18 protein-coding genes (1 of these 18 running past the window's edge) are annotated in these 14,859 nt (G+C 58.2%); 11 read left to right on the forward strand and 7 right to left on the reverse strand.

Going from position 1 to position 14,859, the window contains the following annotated elements; genetic code table 11:
* Positions 1–47: the 5' portion of a CaiB/BaiF CoA transferase family protein gene (locus POR16_RS24670; protein ID WP_183132243.1), read on the reverse strand. The gene continues 1,177 nt to the left of window position 1, outside the view; only the first 47 of its 1,224 coding nucleotides appear in the window; the start codon lies at positions 45–47; its stop codon lies off the left edge, out of view.
* Positions 48–56: 9 nt separating this feature from the next.
* Positions 57–1,238, reverse strand: coding sequence for an acyl-CoA dehydrogenase (locus POR16_RS24675; protein WP_005895151.1), 1,182 nt, complete (start codon positions 1,236–1,238; stop codon positions 57–59).
* 155 nt (positions 1,239–1,393) lie between these two features.
* On the opposite strand from POR16_RS24675, the gene POR16_RS24680 reads away from it, so the two are divergent.
* The 7 genes from POR16_RS24680 (at position 1,394) to POR16_RS24710 (ending at position 7,873) form a co-directional block, all read left to right on the forward strand.
* The gene (locus POR16_RS24680; RefSeq protein WP_005895149.1) at positions 1,394–2,320 is read left to right on the forward strand and encodes a LysR family transcriptional regulator; all 927 of its coding nucleotides are present in this window, start codon (positions 1,394–1,396) and stop codon (positions 2,318–2,320) included.
* 175 nt (positions 2,321–2,495) lie between these two features.
* Positions 2,496–3,989: an acetyl-CoA hydrolase/transferase family protein gene (locus POR16_RS24685; protein ID WP_005895147.1), complete on the forward strand. Its 1,494-nt coding sequence runs from the start codon at positions 2,496–2,498 to the stop codon at positions 3,987–3,989.
* Between the two features lie 320 nt (positions 3,990–4,309).
* Entirely contained in the window at positions 4,310–4,525 is a 216-nt protein-coding gene (locus POR16_RS24690) for a DUF1127 domain-containing protein (protein WP_005895146.1), read from the forward strand.
* Positions 4,526–4,838: 313 nt separating this feature from the next.
* Positions 4,839–5,156, forward strand: a complete 318-nt coding sequence (locus tag POR16_RS24695) for a DUF2388 domain-containing protein (RefSeq protein WP_005895144.1) — start codon at positions 4,839–4,841, stop codon at positions 5,154–5,156.
* Between the two features lie 94 nt (positions 5,157–5,250).
* Positions 5,251–5,556 (forward strand): DUF2388 domain-containing protein, encoded by a 306-nt coding sequence (locus POR16_RS24700; RefSeq protein ID WP_042932879.1) that lies wholly within the window; start codon positions 5,251–5,253, stop codon positions 5,554–5,556.
* Positions 5,557–5,594: 38 nt separating this feature from the next.
* On the forward strand, positions 5,595–5,915 hold the full coding sequence (locus POR16_RS24705) for a DUF2388 domain-containing protein (protein WP_005895141.1): 321 nt from the start codon (positions 5,595–5,597) through the stop codon (positions 5,913–5,915).
* Positions 5,912–7,873 carry a DUF7844 domain-containing protein gene (locus POR16_RS24710; protein ID WP_005895139.1) on the forward strand — a complete coding sequence of 654 codons (1,962 nt, stop codon included), beginning with the start codon at positions 5,912–5,914 and terminating at the stop codon, positions 7,871–7,873. The genes POR16_RS24705 and POR16_RS24710 overlap by 4 nt, the downstream gene beginning before the upstream one ends.
* On the opposite strand, the gene POR16_RS24715 is transcribed toward POR16_RS24710, so the two are convergent.
* The 5 genes from POR16_RS24715 to POR16_RS24735 form a co-directional block, all read right to left on the reverse strand.
* Positions 7,874–8,251 carry an SCP2 sterol-binding domain-containing protein gene (locus tag POR16_RS24715; RefSeq protein WP_005895137.1) on the reverse strand — a complete coding sequence of 126 codons (378 nt, stop codon included), beginning with the start codon at positions 8,249–8,251 and terminating at the stop codon, positions 7,874–7,876.
* 173 nt (positions 8,252–8,424) lie between these two features.
* Positions 8,425–8,865, reverse strand: a complete 441-nt coding sequence (locus POR16_RS24720; RefSeq protein ID WP_005895135.1) for a hypothetical protein — start codon at positions 8,863–8,865, stop codon at positions 8,425–8,427.
* Between the two features lie 246 nt (positions 8,866–9,111).
* Positions 9,112–9,387, reverse strand: a complete 276-nt coding sequence (locus tag POR16_RS24725) for an HU family DNA-binding protein (protein WP_005895133.1) — start codon at positions 9,385–9,387, stop codon at positions 9,112–9,114.
* Positions 9,388–9,575: 188 nt separating this feature from the next.
* Positions 9,576–10,724, reverse strand: a complete 1,149-nt coding sequence (locus POR16_RS24730; protein ID WP_005895129.1) for an NAD(P)/FAD-dependent oxidoreductase — start codon at positions 10,722–10,724, stop codon at positions 9,576–9,578.
* 42 nt (positions 10,725–10,766) lie between these two features.
* Positions 10,767–10,934, reverse strand: a complete 168-nt coding sequence (locus POR16_RS24735) for a rubredoxin (RefSeq protein WP_002555879.1) — start codon at positions 10,932–10,934, stop codon at positions 10,767–10,769.
* 186 nt (positions 10,935–11,120) lie between these two features.
* On the opposite strand from POR16_RS24735, the gene POR16_RS24740 reads away from it, so the two are divergent.
* The 4 genes from POR16_RS24740 to phoR all read left to right on the forward strand — a co-directional run bounded on the left by POR16_RS24740 (position 11,121) and on the right by phoR (position 14,804).
* Positions 11,121–11,693: a chorismate--pyruvate lyase family protein gene (locus POR16_RS24740; RefSeq protein WP_042932813.1), complete on the forward strand. Its 573-nt coding sequence runs from the start codon at positions 11,121–11,123 to the stop codon at positions 11,691–11,693.
* Positions 11,693–12,583, forward strand: a complete 891-nt coding sequence (gene ubiA, locus POR16_RS24745) for a 4-hydroxybenzoate octaprenyltransferase (RefSeq protein ID WP_005895126.1) — start codon at positions 11,693–11,695, stop codon at positions 12,581–12,583. Before POR16_RS24740 ends, ubiA begins: the two co-directional genes overlap by 1 nt.
* Positions 12,584–12,739: 156 nt before the next feature.
* The gene (phoB, locus tag POR16_RS24750) at positions 12,740–13,429 is read left to right on the forward strand and encodes a phosphate regulon transcriptional regulator PhoB (RefSeq protein ID WP_004881608.1); all 690 of its coding nucleotides are present in this window, start codon (positions 12,740–12,742) and stop codon (positions 13,427–13,429) included.
* A 97-nt stretch (positions 13,430–13,526) separates the two neighbouring features.
* Positions 13,527–14,804, forward strand: coding sequence for a phosphate regulon sensor histidine kinase PhoR (gene phoR / locus POR16_RS24755; RefSeq protein WP_230855615.1), 1,278 nt, complete (start codon positions 13,527–13,529; stop codon positions 14,802–14,804).
* The last annotated feature ends 55 nt before the right edge of the window (positions 14,805–14,859 follow it).

Below are 14,859 nucleotides of genomic sequence, written 5' to 3' on the forward strand. Positions count from 1 at the left end.
ACACGTGACAGGTCAAGCACCCTTATATGTGAAAGCGCACCCATGATCGGCCCTCCTTAATAGAAGGCCTGAATACCGGTCTGCGCACGCCCCAGAATCAACGCATGCACGTCATGCGTCCCTTCATAAGTATTCACCACCTCAAGGTTGACCAGATGCCTTGCAATACCAAACTCGTCCGAGATGCCGTTACCGCCCAGCATGTCACGAGCCAAACGCGCGATATCCAGCGATTTGCCGCAGGAGTTGCGCTTCATGATCGAGGTAATTTCCACAGCAGCCGAGCCTTCATCTTTCATCCGGCCCAGGCGCAAGCAGCCTTGCAGCGCCAGTGTGATTTCGGTCTGCATGTCCGCGAGCTTTTTCTGAATCAGCTGATTAGCTGCCAGCGGCCGTCCGAATTGTTGGCGGTCAAGCGTGTACTGCCGAGCAGTGTGCCAGCAGAACTCCGCCGCCCCCAACGCCCCCCAGGAAATGCCATAACGCGCTGAGTTGAGGCAGGTAAAAGGCCCTTTGAGCCCGCGCACGTCCGGGAAGATGTTCTCTTCGGGCACAAATACGTTATCCATGACGATCTCGCCAGTGATCGACGCACGCAAACCGACCTTGCCATGAATGGCAGGAGCGCTCAGCCCGGCCCAGCCTTTCTCGAGAACGAAACCGCGAATGTCGCCTGCATCGTCTTTGGCCCACACCACAAACACATCCGCTATCGGGCTGTTAGTGATCCACATCTTGCTGCCGCTCAAGCGATAGCCGCCCTCGACACTGCGCGCTCGAGTGATCATCGCGCCTGGGTCGGAGCCGTGATCCGGCTCGGTCAGACCGAAACACCCAATCCACTCGCCCGATGCCAGTTTGGGCAGGTACTTCTCTTTCTGGGCTTGAGTACCAAACTCATTGATCGGCACCATCACCAGCGAGGACTGAACGCTCATCATCGATCGATAGCCCGAATCGACACGCTCTACCTCACGAGCGATCAGCCCGTAACAGACATAATTCAAACCGCTGCCGCCGAATTCTTCAGGGATCGTCGCGCCTAACAGGCCCACTTCGCCCATTTCGCGAAAAATCGCCGGGTCGGTCTTCTCGTGACGAAACGCTTCCAGCACGCGCGGGGCCAGCTTGCTCTGGGCGAATTGCTCTGCAGTGTCGCGAACCATGCGCTCTTCTTCGGTGAGCTGCTGATCCAGAAGCAATGGATCGATCCAGTTGAAGCTTGCCTTGCCGCTCATGCCCGTTCCTCGTATCCAGTCGAAAAGTCTTGTAACGATCCTAGACCCGGTTCAGTCCCGCGACAAACGAGGTTTTATCAAGGTGTTGTGCTAATTTCTCACTCCGAAGCCGTTATTAAAGCGCTTTTCTGAAAATACCAGTGAGAAGAAAGTACATGAGACGCAAGATACCCAGCACTACCGCACTGGTGAGTTTCGAGGCAGCAGCGCGGCACGAGAGCTTCACCAAGGCGGCGCACGAGCTGTCCCTGACCCAAGGCGCTGTGTGTCGGCAGATCGGCGGGCTGGAAGCGTATCTTGGCATCGAGCTGTTTCGACGCTCTCGACGAGGCGTAAAGCTGACAGAAGCAGGGCTTTCATACAGCAGACGCGTTGCCCAGCAGTTGGACGCCGTCGAGCGAGACACGCTATCGGTCATGGGTCAGCAGGGCGCCAATGCAATCGAGCTGGCGGTAGTTCCCACCTTCGGTACTCAATGGTTGTTGCCGCGCCTTAAAGATTTCCAGCACAAGCACCCTGACGTTACGGTTCACCTGACCAACCGTACGCGCCCTTTCCTTTTCGCTGACACTGACTTCGATGCTGCGATCTACTTTGGCGATGCCGACTGGTCAGGCACCGAGTCGCACCGATTGATGGGCGAAAACTCCATGCCCGTGTGCAGCCCGTCGTTTCTGAACGGGCGGGACAGCCTGGCGGCAACTGAACTGGCCGAGCTCCCGCTGCTTCAGCAAACGACCCGACCCTACGCATGGCGCCAGTGGTTCAACGCGCAAAACCAGGATGTGGCACGCGACATGACAGGGCCTCGTTACGAGCTGTTCTCGATGCTCGCGCAGGCGGCGATGCACGACATGGGCGTAGCGCTGATCCCGCCCTTTCTGATCCAGCGCGAATTGCACGAACAGCGCCTGGTAATCGCCAATCCTCGGTCACTGCCCGACACCAAGGCTTATCACCTCATGATTCCAGAACGCAAAGTCGAGTCAGCGTCCCTCTCCGCGTTTCGAGACTGGCTGGTCGGGCAGGCCCGCAACTATCAGCTGCCCAAGGACAACATCAAGCCGCTCAAGAGGACATAGCGCTGCCGGCAACTGCGAGGTCAGGCCGCTCCACGCGCAGCCTTTTGCATTTCAGGTAACAGTGTTTTGTGCTGGAAGCCTTTAATTAGAGGCCTCCAATGCGACCTTGGTAGCAGGACGAATCCCGCCCGACGCTCTAGACTTGTCGCTTTGCTGCCACCCAGAGACAGACCCCATGTACCCTGACCGTATCCGCCTGCCCTCCCTGATGAGCAAGGTCATGAGCGCAGCCGACGCTGCCGCGCTGATTGAAGATGGCATGACCGTCGGCATGAGCGGCTTCACCCGCGCAGGCGAAGCCAAAGCAGTGCCTCACGCACTGGCCGAGCGCGCCAAAGTGACACCGCTGAAAATCAGCCTGATGACCGGCGCCAGTCTGGGCAACGACCTGGACAAGCAACTGACTGAGTCCGGTGTACTTTCCCGACGCATGCCCTTTCAGGTCGACAGCACCCTGCGCAAAGCCATCAACAACGGCACTGTGATGTTCATTGACCAGCATTTGTCGGACACCGTTGAAATGCTGCGCAACCGGCAGATCAAGGCTGTGGACCTGGCGGTCATCGAGTGCGTCGCGATCACCGAAGAAGGGCATCTGGTGCTCAGCACCTCCGTGGGCAACTCGGCCAGCTTCGCCATCCTCGCCAAACAGGTCATCGTGGAAATCAACCTTTCCCAGCCTCTTGAGCTGGAAGGCCTGCACGACATCTACATCCCCAGCTACCGCCCCACTCGCCTGCCCATCCCGGTGCTTGAGGCAGACTCGCGTATCGGCAGTCATGCGGTGAAGATCGACCCGGCGAAGATTGTCGGCATCGTCATCAGCAACCAGCCCGACTCACCCTCCACCGTCACGCCACCGGACGCTGACACTCAGGCGATCGCCAATCACCTGGTCGAGTTCTTCAAGAAAGAAGTGCGCGAGGACCGGCTGACCGACAAGCTGATGCCACTGCAGGCCGGCATCGGCAATATCGCCAACGCTGTTATGCACGGCCTGCTGGCATCGCCTTTCAACGACCTGACCATGTACTCGGAAGTGCTGCAGGATTCAACGTTCGACCTGTTCGACGCCGGCAAACTGACCTTCGCTTCAGGAAGCTCCATGACTCTGTCGGCCGCCAAACATGCTGAAGTCTTTGCCGACTTCAACCGTTACAAATCGAGACTGGTGCTGCGACCTCAGGAAATTTCCAATCACCCGGAGGTCATTCGTCGCCTGGGGATCATCGGAATTAACACCGCGCTGGAATTTGACCTGTACGGCAACGTCAATTCCACTCACATTTGCGGAACGCGAATGATGAACGGGATCGGCGGTTCCGGTGACTTCTCTCGCAATGCGCATCTGGCGATCTTCGTCACCAAATCGATTGCCAAGGGCGGCGCGATTTCCAGCGTGGTGCCGATGGTCAGTCACGTTGATCATACCGAGCACGATGTCGACATTCTGGTCACCGAACAAGGCCTGGCAGATCTGCGCGGCCTGGCACCACGCGAACGCGCCAGAGTGATCATTGACAACTGCGTGCATCCGGACTTCAGGGAGGCCCTCGACGCTTATTTCAGCGCAGCGTGCGCACTCGGTGGGCACACGCCACACATTCTGCGCGAAGCACTGAGTTGGCACATCAACCTTGAGGAGACAGGACGAATGCTGCCGGTATAGGCAGGACAGTTTGAAGTGAATACACGCTTTTCTGTACCACCCGCTAACTGACCTGCTGCGCTTTCACTAAAACTGTACTTCTGTACCGGTCATAAAACTGCCAGAAAAGGCGATATTCACCACAATGGCCCACAAAACGCACCATAAGCGTGCCGACCGGTACAGTTGCCCCATTTATGAACAAAACAGTGCTCTTTAACAGTTAACTGAACCAGCACAATACAAGTGAACTGTGCCTATGGAATCTGGACGCGTGCGAGGAAAATGGGCACCAGTCAAGCAACTCACTTATGCCGCCACAAGCGGAAGGAAGTCACACCATGGAACGTACACTCAGTTCCGATCTGTTCAGCGAAAGCACCGTCAACTCCGCAAAAGCTTCTTTGCCTCTGCGCGTATTCGCCAATCTGATGCTCTGGCAGCGTCGCCTGTCCAGCCGCCATCAACTGGCTCGTCTGGATTCACGCTTGCTGGCTGACGCCGGTATCAGCGAATCGCAGCGTTACGAAGAGCTGAGCAAGCCGTTCTGGCGCTAACTTAGCGCTCGCTGGTCCCAGGCCTTCAAAGGTCTCCCACCAGCACCCCGAATTGCTTCACACAAAACCCGTCTCGGGAAATCGAGGCGGGTTTTGTCGTTTATGAAAGAGATCAAGCCAATACACCAATACCGGTACAGTTTCAAAAAAGCCTATAAAACAACAGTACAGACGCCTACTCTCGACGATCAGTCGATAGAGCGTCACTGACAGTTATGACAAGTGCTGTATCGGTGGGATAGTCTAGCGCTCTATATCAGCCCTTTGGCTTCGCAAGCAGCCTGTGCCCTTTTGTCCACAATGGAATTCGATCATGTCTCTGCTACGTAACCTTGGCGCTGCCCTTCTGTTGACCGCTGCGGCAGGCGCCCACGCCTCCAGCTTCATCGTGACCACCGATGCATTGGTCGATGCATTCAACGCATCGACCCGCGCCACGTCCAATTTGTCCTCCTCATTGAAAGACGACAAAATTGTTCAGGCCGCGCGTGGGGATGCAGCCAGCTTCGTGGCCAGCTCCGGCGAAATTCGTGGGGCGCAACTGGAAAGCGCACTGCAGCACATTCGCCAGCAGCTTCCTGAACTGCAAGCCACCGACGACCAGTTGGCACAGGCCATCCTGACCATCTGAGAAACTTCTCGAAGCTATCGGTGATCCGGCCGGGGTAGCTCTGGCCGGAGCATTGCGCTAGCCTTGACGCTTGTTTTTTCGCTCCGTGAAAGCCATGCGCTTACTGCATCTTCTGCCTATTGCAGCGCTTGCCAGCCTGATGTTTGTCGGTCAGGTTCAGGCGTTCGATACAACCACTCAAGGGCTGGTAAAGACTGGCTATGCCACCAGTCAGATCACGACGGCGCCGTTTGATAACAAACTGATCATGGCTGCCCGGGATGACGCTGCCGTGTTTGTTGCAAGCGACGGACACATGCGCGGCGCGAGGCTCGAGGCGGCCTTGCACACCCTGCGCCAAGCGGACGCAAAACTTCACGCCAGCGACCTTGAACTGGCGCAGGCAATCCTCGTCCAATAGCCACTTTCCCCTCTTTGCGTAACTGGAGACGTCACTACATGCGTACCCCGCTGATTGCTGCTTCCCTTGGCCTGCTGTTGCTGGCCGATCTTGCTCAGGCCCAGACTGTGGTCGCCACAAGCAACATCATTGTTCGTGCGTTCGGCCGTACCATCGACTTCACTTCCGACACCACTACATCGATCCGTGACTCCAAGGTTGTGATCCAGGCCAAGGACGACGCCGCCAGCTACGTGGCCAGCGGTGGCGATATCCACGGCGCGCAACTCGACGCAGCCTTCGATACGCTGCGTACCCGCGTGCCGGAAGCACGTGGTGCCAGCGACCAGACCCTGGCTGAAGCAATCCTCGCATTGTGAGGCGACTTCGCGCCTGGCTGCTTGCTGGCGCATTGTCGCTGGCCACAACGCATGCTTTCGCCAGCCTGAAGCTGGAACTGCACACCGATGGCCTTGACGCCGCCCAACAGCAAGCCAGCCAGACGCTACTCGACGAAGCCATGCAGGCATTGCCGCCCAGCTTCGTCGAGGCCCTGGACAGAACCGTCGAAGTCACCTGGTCCGGCGACATGCCGCAAAATGCCTATGGCCAGGCTGCCGGTCCTTATCAGCTGTACCTCAATAGCCATCTGCTGGCTTCCTTGACCGACGGCTCCGCCGCCACCGCCCAGACAGGAAGGCCCCACGGCACCGTTCGCCGCGAACTTCTCGCCACCGTCCTGCATGAGCTGACGCACGTATATGACCGCGCTCGCCTATGGTCAGCGGCAGAACGGACGGTCTTGTTTCGTTGCGCATCGCGCGGCAGCTCACTGGGCAAGGTCGGCCTCCCGGACAACTGCCGCGGCCAGACCGAGCGGCGCTTTACCCTGAGCGATGACCCGCGCCTGCTGGACCTTGCAGGCTGGCAGCAATATGTCGGACGGCGCGGTGATCGCGAGGCACATAACGGCCAGGTTGCACGCAGTCCCGATATCTACGAGACCACCAGCCCGCTGGAATTTGTGGCGGTCAACATGGAGTATTTCTTGCTCGACCCGGCTTACGCCTGCCGTCGCCCGGCGCTCTATGCCTATTACAAGGAGCGCTTTGGCTGGGCGCCTGCCGCACGAGCCGAGTGCCCTACGTTCTACCCGTATCTGAATGCCGGTAACGACTTCGGCCGAGAACCGCTCGGCAAGCTGGACCCGGAACGCGTCTATGCAGTGGACTACCTGCTGGCCGAGGCCAATCAGAACTGGGCCAGCCGTTGGGGCCACAGCATGTTGCGCCTGGTGATCTGCAAACCCGGCCGTCCACGCGGCCCGGATTGCCGCCTCGACCTGGACCAGCACCTGGTGTTGTCTTACCGGGCGTTTGTGGGCGACGTGCAGCTTTCGAGCTGGGATGGCCTGATGGGCGCCTACCCCTCACGGCTTTTTGTGCTTCCGCTGGCTCAGGTCATCGACGAATACACCAAGACCGAGTTGCGCAGCCTTGCGTCGGTGCCGATCAAGTTGTCACGCCCGGAAATCGAAGGGCTGGTCCAGCATGCAGCCGAGATGCACTGGAGCTACGACGGTAACTACTACTTCCTGTCGAATAATTGCGCCGTTGAAAACCTCAAGCTGCTGCGTAGCGGTACCCACAACCCCAAGCTCGTCGGTCTGGACAGCATTCTGCCCAACGGCTTGCTGGAAGTTCTGAAAGGCCGAGGCCTGGCCGACACCAGCGTGCTGGACGATCCCAAAGAAGCTCTGCGTCTGGGCTATCGATTCGATTCCTACCGTGATCGCTATCAGGCGATGTTCGAAGTACTGAAGAAACATTTACCGATCAAACAGGACACGGTGGAAGAGTGGCTGACGCTACCGGCAAGCGAACGCAGCCAGTGGTTTGACAAGGCTGACCTGCAAACCAGTGCCGCTATCCTTTTGCTGGAACAGGCCAGCCTGCGCCGACAACTGCTGCTGGCTCAGGATGAAGTGAAGCAACGCTACCTAGGTGCGCGAGAACTGAAGGATGGCAGAGTCTCCAAGGCGACCACGACGCTACAGGAGATTCTTGCCAACAGCGGGTTCCTGAGTCGTCCGGCAGAACTTCTGGGCAGCGGCGGCTACGGCTTGCCACAGGCGAGCGAATGGCAGCGTCTGGAAGCGGAAAGCAGCCAGCGGCAAAAACAGCTCAAGCGCCTGACAGGTGATCTAGACAAGGAAGTACGCGCATTGCTGGAGCCCGACCGAGCCAAAGAAATTACGGCCAACGAAGCTAACCTAAAACAGATGGGCGAACACCTTCGCGCGTTGCATAAGGCAGCGGGTGGCCTGCAACTGCCATGATCAGGCTTCTTTCTTCCTGGGCTTGAGGTATTTGGTCAGGCCCTGGAACCAGATCACCAGGGCCGGGCTGCCCTTGATCTGGATGTCCTTGTCCTGAATTCCCCTCATGAAAGCCAACTGCTTGTTTTTTGCCTGCAGCGTAGCGAAGCCATACGCTGAATCACGAAACGCAATGGCAAAGTCAGGATCGGCGACCATACCGCTCGCACTGCGAATACGCTGGTCCTCTACCACGAAGTGGCGTGCGACCTTGCCATCTGTAGTCTGTAACTGGAAGGTCAGGTTCTTGCCAGCCAACTGCTGCTGGAAATCGGGATTGTCTCGACTGGCGCGGGCCATAAGCCGGCCCAACATCCAAAGAAGAAAGCGAAATTTCATACAGGCCTCGGCTCAGACCAGGTCCGGTTGTCCGGATACTGGAGATTCATGACAGTGTAGCGGTTTACCCACAAAACCCTGCATAAAAACATCTATTTCGACGGAGATCGGCACATTAAACCTTTTCTTATATCCGGATGCTGCTTCACGTGGGAAGCAGCACCGCGACTGCATCAGCGAATGCTGTTGATGCTGCCTTTGCTGCCGGTCACTTTCACGTTGACCTTCTTGAAGATGAAGTAGTCCTGAACGCTGACTTCGTAGCGCGGCGCAACGATCAGATCGGCACCCGAAGATTTGACAGCCTTGTACGCAGCAGCTGCCTTGGCGCTCGAGACAGGATCAGGCAGGGAAAGACCCAGGCCGCCGCCACTCGAGCCACCATAAGTGACGCCATCGGCAAACTGGCTATCGCCGCCAAAGCTCAGGAAATTGAACAGCACATTGGTGGAGGACTCGCCGCTGATGGTGCCGCCGACCTTGACGTCCGCCTTCAGGTCAGTCTTGACACTGCCTTCAAGCGGGACGCTTGGCTGGCTGACGTTGTAGCTGACACAGCCGCTGGTCGTAGCGATCAGGGCCGCAACAGCAGCAAACTTCGAAAGCGTTTTCATTTGAGATTTCCCAAGAGTGGTTTTAAGGGGTGCAGCAAAGGCCGCACTCTAGGGGAAAGCGCAACAAGAAGAAGTCAGGCAGAGCTGGGTTTCAGGAAGGTATTGATACGAAAACGAGTAGGACAATTCTCGCAGGCAGTGCAGGCGCGTAATCGGTACCACATGACGCATACAAAAACGGGCACCCAATCTGATTGGTGTGCCCGTTTTCGAGAAGCGCACCTGCGAGAGGCGCGCAACAGGGTATCAAGGGTTGACGCTGTCTTTCAGGGATTTGCCCGGTTTGAAGGCGACAGTGTTGCTAGCCTTGATTTTTACCGGCTCCCCGGTTTGTGGGTTTTTACCGGTGCGTGCGCCGCGATGGCGTTGCAGAAACGTTCCGAAGCCGACCAGCGTCACGCTTTCCTTGCGGTGCAGTGCGCCGGTGATCTCTTCAAGAATGGCATCCAGGACTTTCTTGGCCTGGTCTTTGGTGATATCCGCCTTTTCAGCAATAGCGGCTGCAACTTCTGGTTTACGCATATGAAGCCTCTTTTTACGGTTTTTGTTTTTATGTCCCGCGCCGCTGTCAAAAACGGCTACAAGGCGCTGCGACGGCTCTACGTCGCGGCCGACGGTAACGAGAATGGCATGCTGGACTGAGCCGCGCCAGTGCATCGAAGACGTTTTTTGGCGAAAATATGGCGACTATCCGACAAAATGCGTCGAAATCATGCCAATAACGCAGGTAAAACCTTGTTCAGTGCGAGTTTTTCCATAACGGCCGCTCCAGTCAGCGCGTAGCCCAGCAGATTGCCTTCGGCGTCATGACAAAGCGCTTTGATGTCGCTCCCCTGCCCCTCGATATGCCAGTGGCCTTCTTTTCCGCGGGGTGGTGGCGAAACCACCAGCGGGCACGCCGGGGTCTTTACCGTGATAGGCATAGGCCCGTACTTCACGGCAGTCGGTGTGCCGGTCAGCGTCTGGGCCAGTGCACGGGCGCAGCTCATCAATGGCATCACGTACAGCAGGTTGAGACCATCGACTTCAGCGCAGTCGCCCAGCGCGTGGATATTGGCGTGGGAAGTCTGCAGGTGACGGTCGACAAGAATGCCACGGCCCGTTTGCAAGCCAGCGGCAGCCGCCAGTTCGATGCGCGGACGCAGCCCGATCGCAGACACCACCAGATCGCAGTCGATGATCTGTCCATCGGACAAATTCGCTTGTAGTGCGTCACCACTGCGCTGCAGTCGAGTCAGCACCGGGCCCAGGTGAAAACGCGCGCCCAGACTCTCGAGGCCGGTCTGCACCGCCGTTGCCGCAGCGAGCGGCAGCAGGGTCGGCATGACCTGCTCGCAGGGTGCCACGAGGTCAACCTCATAGCCGCCCAGGATCAAGTCATTGGCGAATTCGCAGCCGATCAGCCCTGCCCCCAGAATCAAGACCCTACGCTTGCCGGCCGCCGCAGTGCGGAAACGGGCGTAATCCTGAAGGTCGTTGATCGGGAAAATCGCATCGCCTGCGTCGCCTTCCACCGGCACTCGTATTGCTTCGGCACCCCACGCCAGTATCAGGTCGCGGTAGTACACCGCTTCCTCACCGACCCACAGGCGTTTGTGACCGGGATCAATACCGCTGATCCGCGTGTGCGTGCGGACCTCGGCCTTGAGCTGATCGGCCATCGCGCCCGGCTCGGCCATGCTCAATGCATCGGCCTCCTTGTTCTTGCCGAAACCGGTGGAAAGCATCGGCTTGGAATAGGAACGGCCGTCATCGGCAGTAATCAGCAGCAACGGTGTGTCGCCGTCCAGCTTGCGAAATTCGCGCGCAAGGTTATAGCCCGCTAGGCCGGTGCCGATGATGACGACAGGTGCGTTCATTGTTCTTTCCTATTCATTGCCACGCCTGATCTTCAGGCACAATCAGCCGATTTCGATCATTTCGAAGTCCATCTTGCCCACGCCGCAGTCCGGGCACAGCCAGTCTTCGGGTACGTCCTGCCAAAGCGTGCCAGGCGCGATCCCGTCGTCCGGCCAGCCGTCGGCTTCGTTATAGATCAAGCCGCAAACGATGCACTGCCACTTCTTCATATCAGGTTCTCTTTTCCATCAGGCTGAAAGTTATATGACGGTCGTTCGCCGTCTGAAGGGGCGTTGTACTGATCGGCAGTCCAGTATGCAAGCCTGAATCTATAACGAGCTGTTCGACCGGTCGTCGGTGAAGGCTGTCAATCATGCTAAGCTCGCGACCTCGTTGGCCGTCGAAAATGACTTACCGTGACCCAGCATTCTCCCGTATCCATTAGCCCGATCTGGCTTTCGCGAGAGCAATTGATCGATGCGCCCGAGCCTGAGATTCTCGACTGGCTGTTCCATCCGGACTCGCTCACGCGCAGGCTTGACCGTCTGTCCGACGGCGGTTTCAGTGTGCTGCCGCTGTTTGAGGGTTGGCAGCCTTTACGCAACGACGAATGCCTGGCCCTGAACCTGCCACTCGCCAGAGAAGGCTGGGTGCGCGAAGTGTATCTGCGCGGCAATGGCTGCAACTGGGTGTTCGCTCGTAGCGTAGCCGCTCGCAGCGCCTTGGAGGATGACGGCTTGCAGATGGACCGGTTGGGCACGCGTTCGCTGGGCGAGTTGCTGTTCAGCGACCCCGCGTTCACGCGTGGCATGCTTGAGGTGTGTCATTACCCTGAAGGCGGTCTGCCCCCTGCCGACGCCGCCTCGCAAATGACACCAGCGCTATGGGCACGCCGCTCGGTGTTCAGTCGCGGCGCGCTGAGCGTGCTGGTCGCCGAAGTCTTTCTACCCGCCCTGTGCAACAAGCTTCAAAACAAGGATTGCGTCTGATGTACCTGTCACTGCTCAAATCACTCAATCGCCTGAGCCCACGGGCTTGGGACTTCATTCAGTTGACGCGCATCGACAGGCCCATCGGCTTTTACCTGCTGCTGTGGCCCACCCTCTGGGCCATCTGGATCGCAGGTAAAGGCTCGCCCTCACTGAAGACCGTCGTGATATTCGTGGTCGGCGCGTTCCTGATGAGAGCGGCTGGCTGCGTGATCAATGACTTCGCCGATCGCAAGGTAGACGGTCACGTCAAACGTACAGAGCAACGCCCCTTGGTCAGCGGCAAAATCAGCGCTCGCGAAGCGCTGGCGCTGTTTGCAGTGCTGGTCGTTACGAGCTTTGTGCTGGTGCTGTTCACCAATCCGACCACCATCTGGCTGTCATTCGGCGGCCTGGCCCTCGCCGCCACTTACCCGTTCATGAAGCGTTACACCTATTACCCACAGGTGGTGCTGGGCGCGGCGTTCTCGTGGGGCATGCCAATGGCGTTCACCGCCGAGACCGGCGACCTGCCTGCCGCCGCATGGCTGCTGTATATCGCCAACGTGCTCTGGACGGTGGGCTACGACACCTACTACGCCATGGTGGATCGCGACGATGACCTGAAAATCGGCGTGAAATCCACCGCTGTACTGTTCGGTGACGCTGATCGCGTGATCATTGCGACGCTGCAGGGTCTGGCGCTGGGCTGTCTGTTGCTGGCCGGCACGCGTTTCGAACTGGGCGCCTGCTTCTATCTGGGGTTGCTGACCGCCGCGGGGTGCTTCGCCTGGGAGTTCTGGAGTACCCGCTTGCGCGAACGGGATGCCTGCTTCAAGGCTTTCTTGCACAATCACTGGGCCGGACTGGCCATATTTCTCGGCATCGTGGCCGACTACGCAGTGCGCTGAGGCAGCCGGTGTCATCTGCTGCTAAACGTGAATAAGAAAGCCATGCCGACCTCATTGTACGCCTAGCGTGCTAGCCTCATTCAAACCTGTCACACGACTGCAATAATTCCGTTATCTAATGCGCCCCAAGACAGTTAAATGACAAGAGGTTCAAGCATGGTTGGCAGGAGCATTCTGATCGTTGACGACGAAGCGCCTATTCGCGAAATGATCGCCGTTGCGTTGGAAATGGCCGGCTATGACTGTATTGAAGCCGAAAACTCTCAGCAGGCCCACGCGATCATCGTCGACCGCAAGCCGGACCTGATTCTGCTCGACTGGATGTTGCCAGGCACGTCCGGTATCGAACTGGCTCGCCGCCTCAAGCGTGACGAACTGACCGGGGATATCCCGATCATCATGCTCACTGCCAAGGGCGAAGAGGACAACAAGATCCAGGGCCTGGAAGTAGGCGCTGACGATTACATCACCAAGCCCTTCTCTCCTCGCGAGCTGGTTGCGCGCCTCAAGGCCGTACTGCGCCGCGCAGGCCCAACGGATGGTGAAGCGCCGATAGAAGTCGGCGGTCTACTGCTTGACCCGATCAGCCACCGTGTGACGATCGATGGCAAGCCGGCAGAAATGGGCCCCACCGAATACCGCTTGCTGCAATTTTTCATGACCCATCAGGAGCGCGCCTACACCCGTGGTCAGCTGCTGGATCAGGTTTGGGGCGGCAACGTGTATGTCGAAGAACGCACCGTTGATGTCCACATCCGTCGCCTGCGCAAGGCCTTGGGCGATGCCTATGAAAATCTGGTGCAGACCGTGCGCGGCACAGGCTATCGCTTTTCCACGAAAAGCTGACAGCTGCTTTGTCGGCGCAGGCAATGTGGGCAGTGCGGATCAGACAAGGATTTACCCTTAATTGAATCAAAATTGGCACGGCACTCTGATACGCCACATGTTGTTACTGGTCACTGCCTGCCTGATAGTCGGTCTGATCAGTGGGCAATATGGCTGGAGCCTGGCCACCGGGCTGGGCCTGTATCTGGCCTGGACCCTCAAACAGCTTCTGCGCCTGCACGACTGGCTGAGCAGCCACAAAGCAGACGAGCCGCCTCCGGACGGTTACGGGTTGTGGGGTGAAGTGTTCGACAGCATCTATCACCTGCAGCGCCGCGACCAGCGTGTACGCGGGCGCCTGCAGGCGGTCATCGACCGGGTTCAGGAATCGACGGCGGCCCTGCGCGACGCTGTCATCATGCTCGACAGCGATGGCAACCTGGAATGGTGGAACCGCGCAGCCGAAACCCTGCTAGGCCTGAAAACACCGCAGGACAGTGGCCAGCCCGTCACCAATCTGGTGCGGCACCCACGCTTCAAAGAGTATTTTGCGCTGGGCGACTACAGCGAGCCTCTGGAAATACCTTCGCCAACCAACGACCGTCTGCGCATCCAGTTGCTGATTACCCGTTACGGCAATAACGAACACTTGATGCTGGTACGCGATGTCACCCGCATCCATCAACTGGAGCAGATGCGCAAAGACTTCGTCGCCAACGTTTCCCACGAGTTGCGCACGCCACTGACCGTTATCTTCGGCTACCTGGAAACACTCCTCGATAACGTGGAAGAAGTGAACCCACGCTGGGTTCGTGCGCTGCAACAGATGCACCAGCAAGGCGGGCGCATGCAGACGCTGCTCAACGACCTGCTGTTGCTCGCCAAGCTGGAAGCCACGGATTACCCTTCGGACAACAATCCGGTAATCGTCAAGACGCTGCTCAAGACCATCACGGCTGACGCCAACGCCCTGTCAGGCAGCAAGAACCAGCAGATCCACCTCAGCCTCGAAAGCGACATGCGCCTCAAAGGCAGTGAAAGCGAGTTGCGCAGCGCGTTTTCAAATCTGATTTTCAACGCGGTCAAATACACCCCGGCAGAGGGCGTCATCCATATCCGCTGGTGGGCCGACGAACGTGGCGCGCACCTGAGCGTGCAGGATTCCGGGATCGGCATCGAAACCAAACATTTGCCGCGCCTTACTGAACGCTTTTATCGCGTCGATACCAGCCGCGCTTCCAACACTGGCGGCACCGGACTTGGCCTGGCCATCGTCAAACATGTGTTGCTGCGCCACCGCGGCAATCTCGAGATCAACAGCGTTCTTGGCAAGGGCAGCGTATTTACTTGTCACTTTGCCAGCGGCCAATTGTCCAAACCCTCGAACGACGACTAGGCAATCGTGCTTTCAGCCGCTACATTGCCGGGTTCATGGCGTCTTGTGACGCGAC

This window comes from Pseudomonas coronafaciens pv. oryzae str. 1_6 (assembly GCF_000156995.2).
Classification (GTDB): Bacteria; Pseudomonadota; Gammaproteobacteria; order Pseudomonadales; family Pseudomonadaceae; genus Aquipseudomonas; species Aquipseudomonas tremae.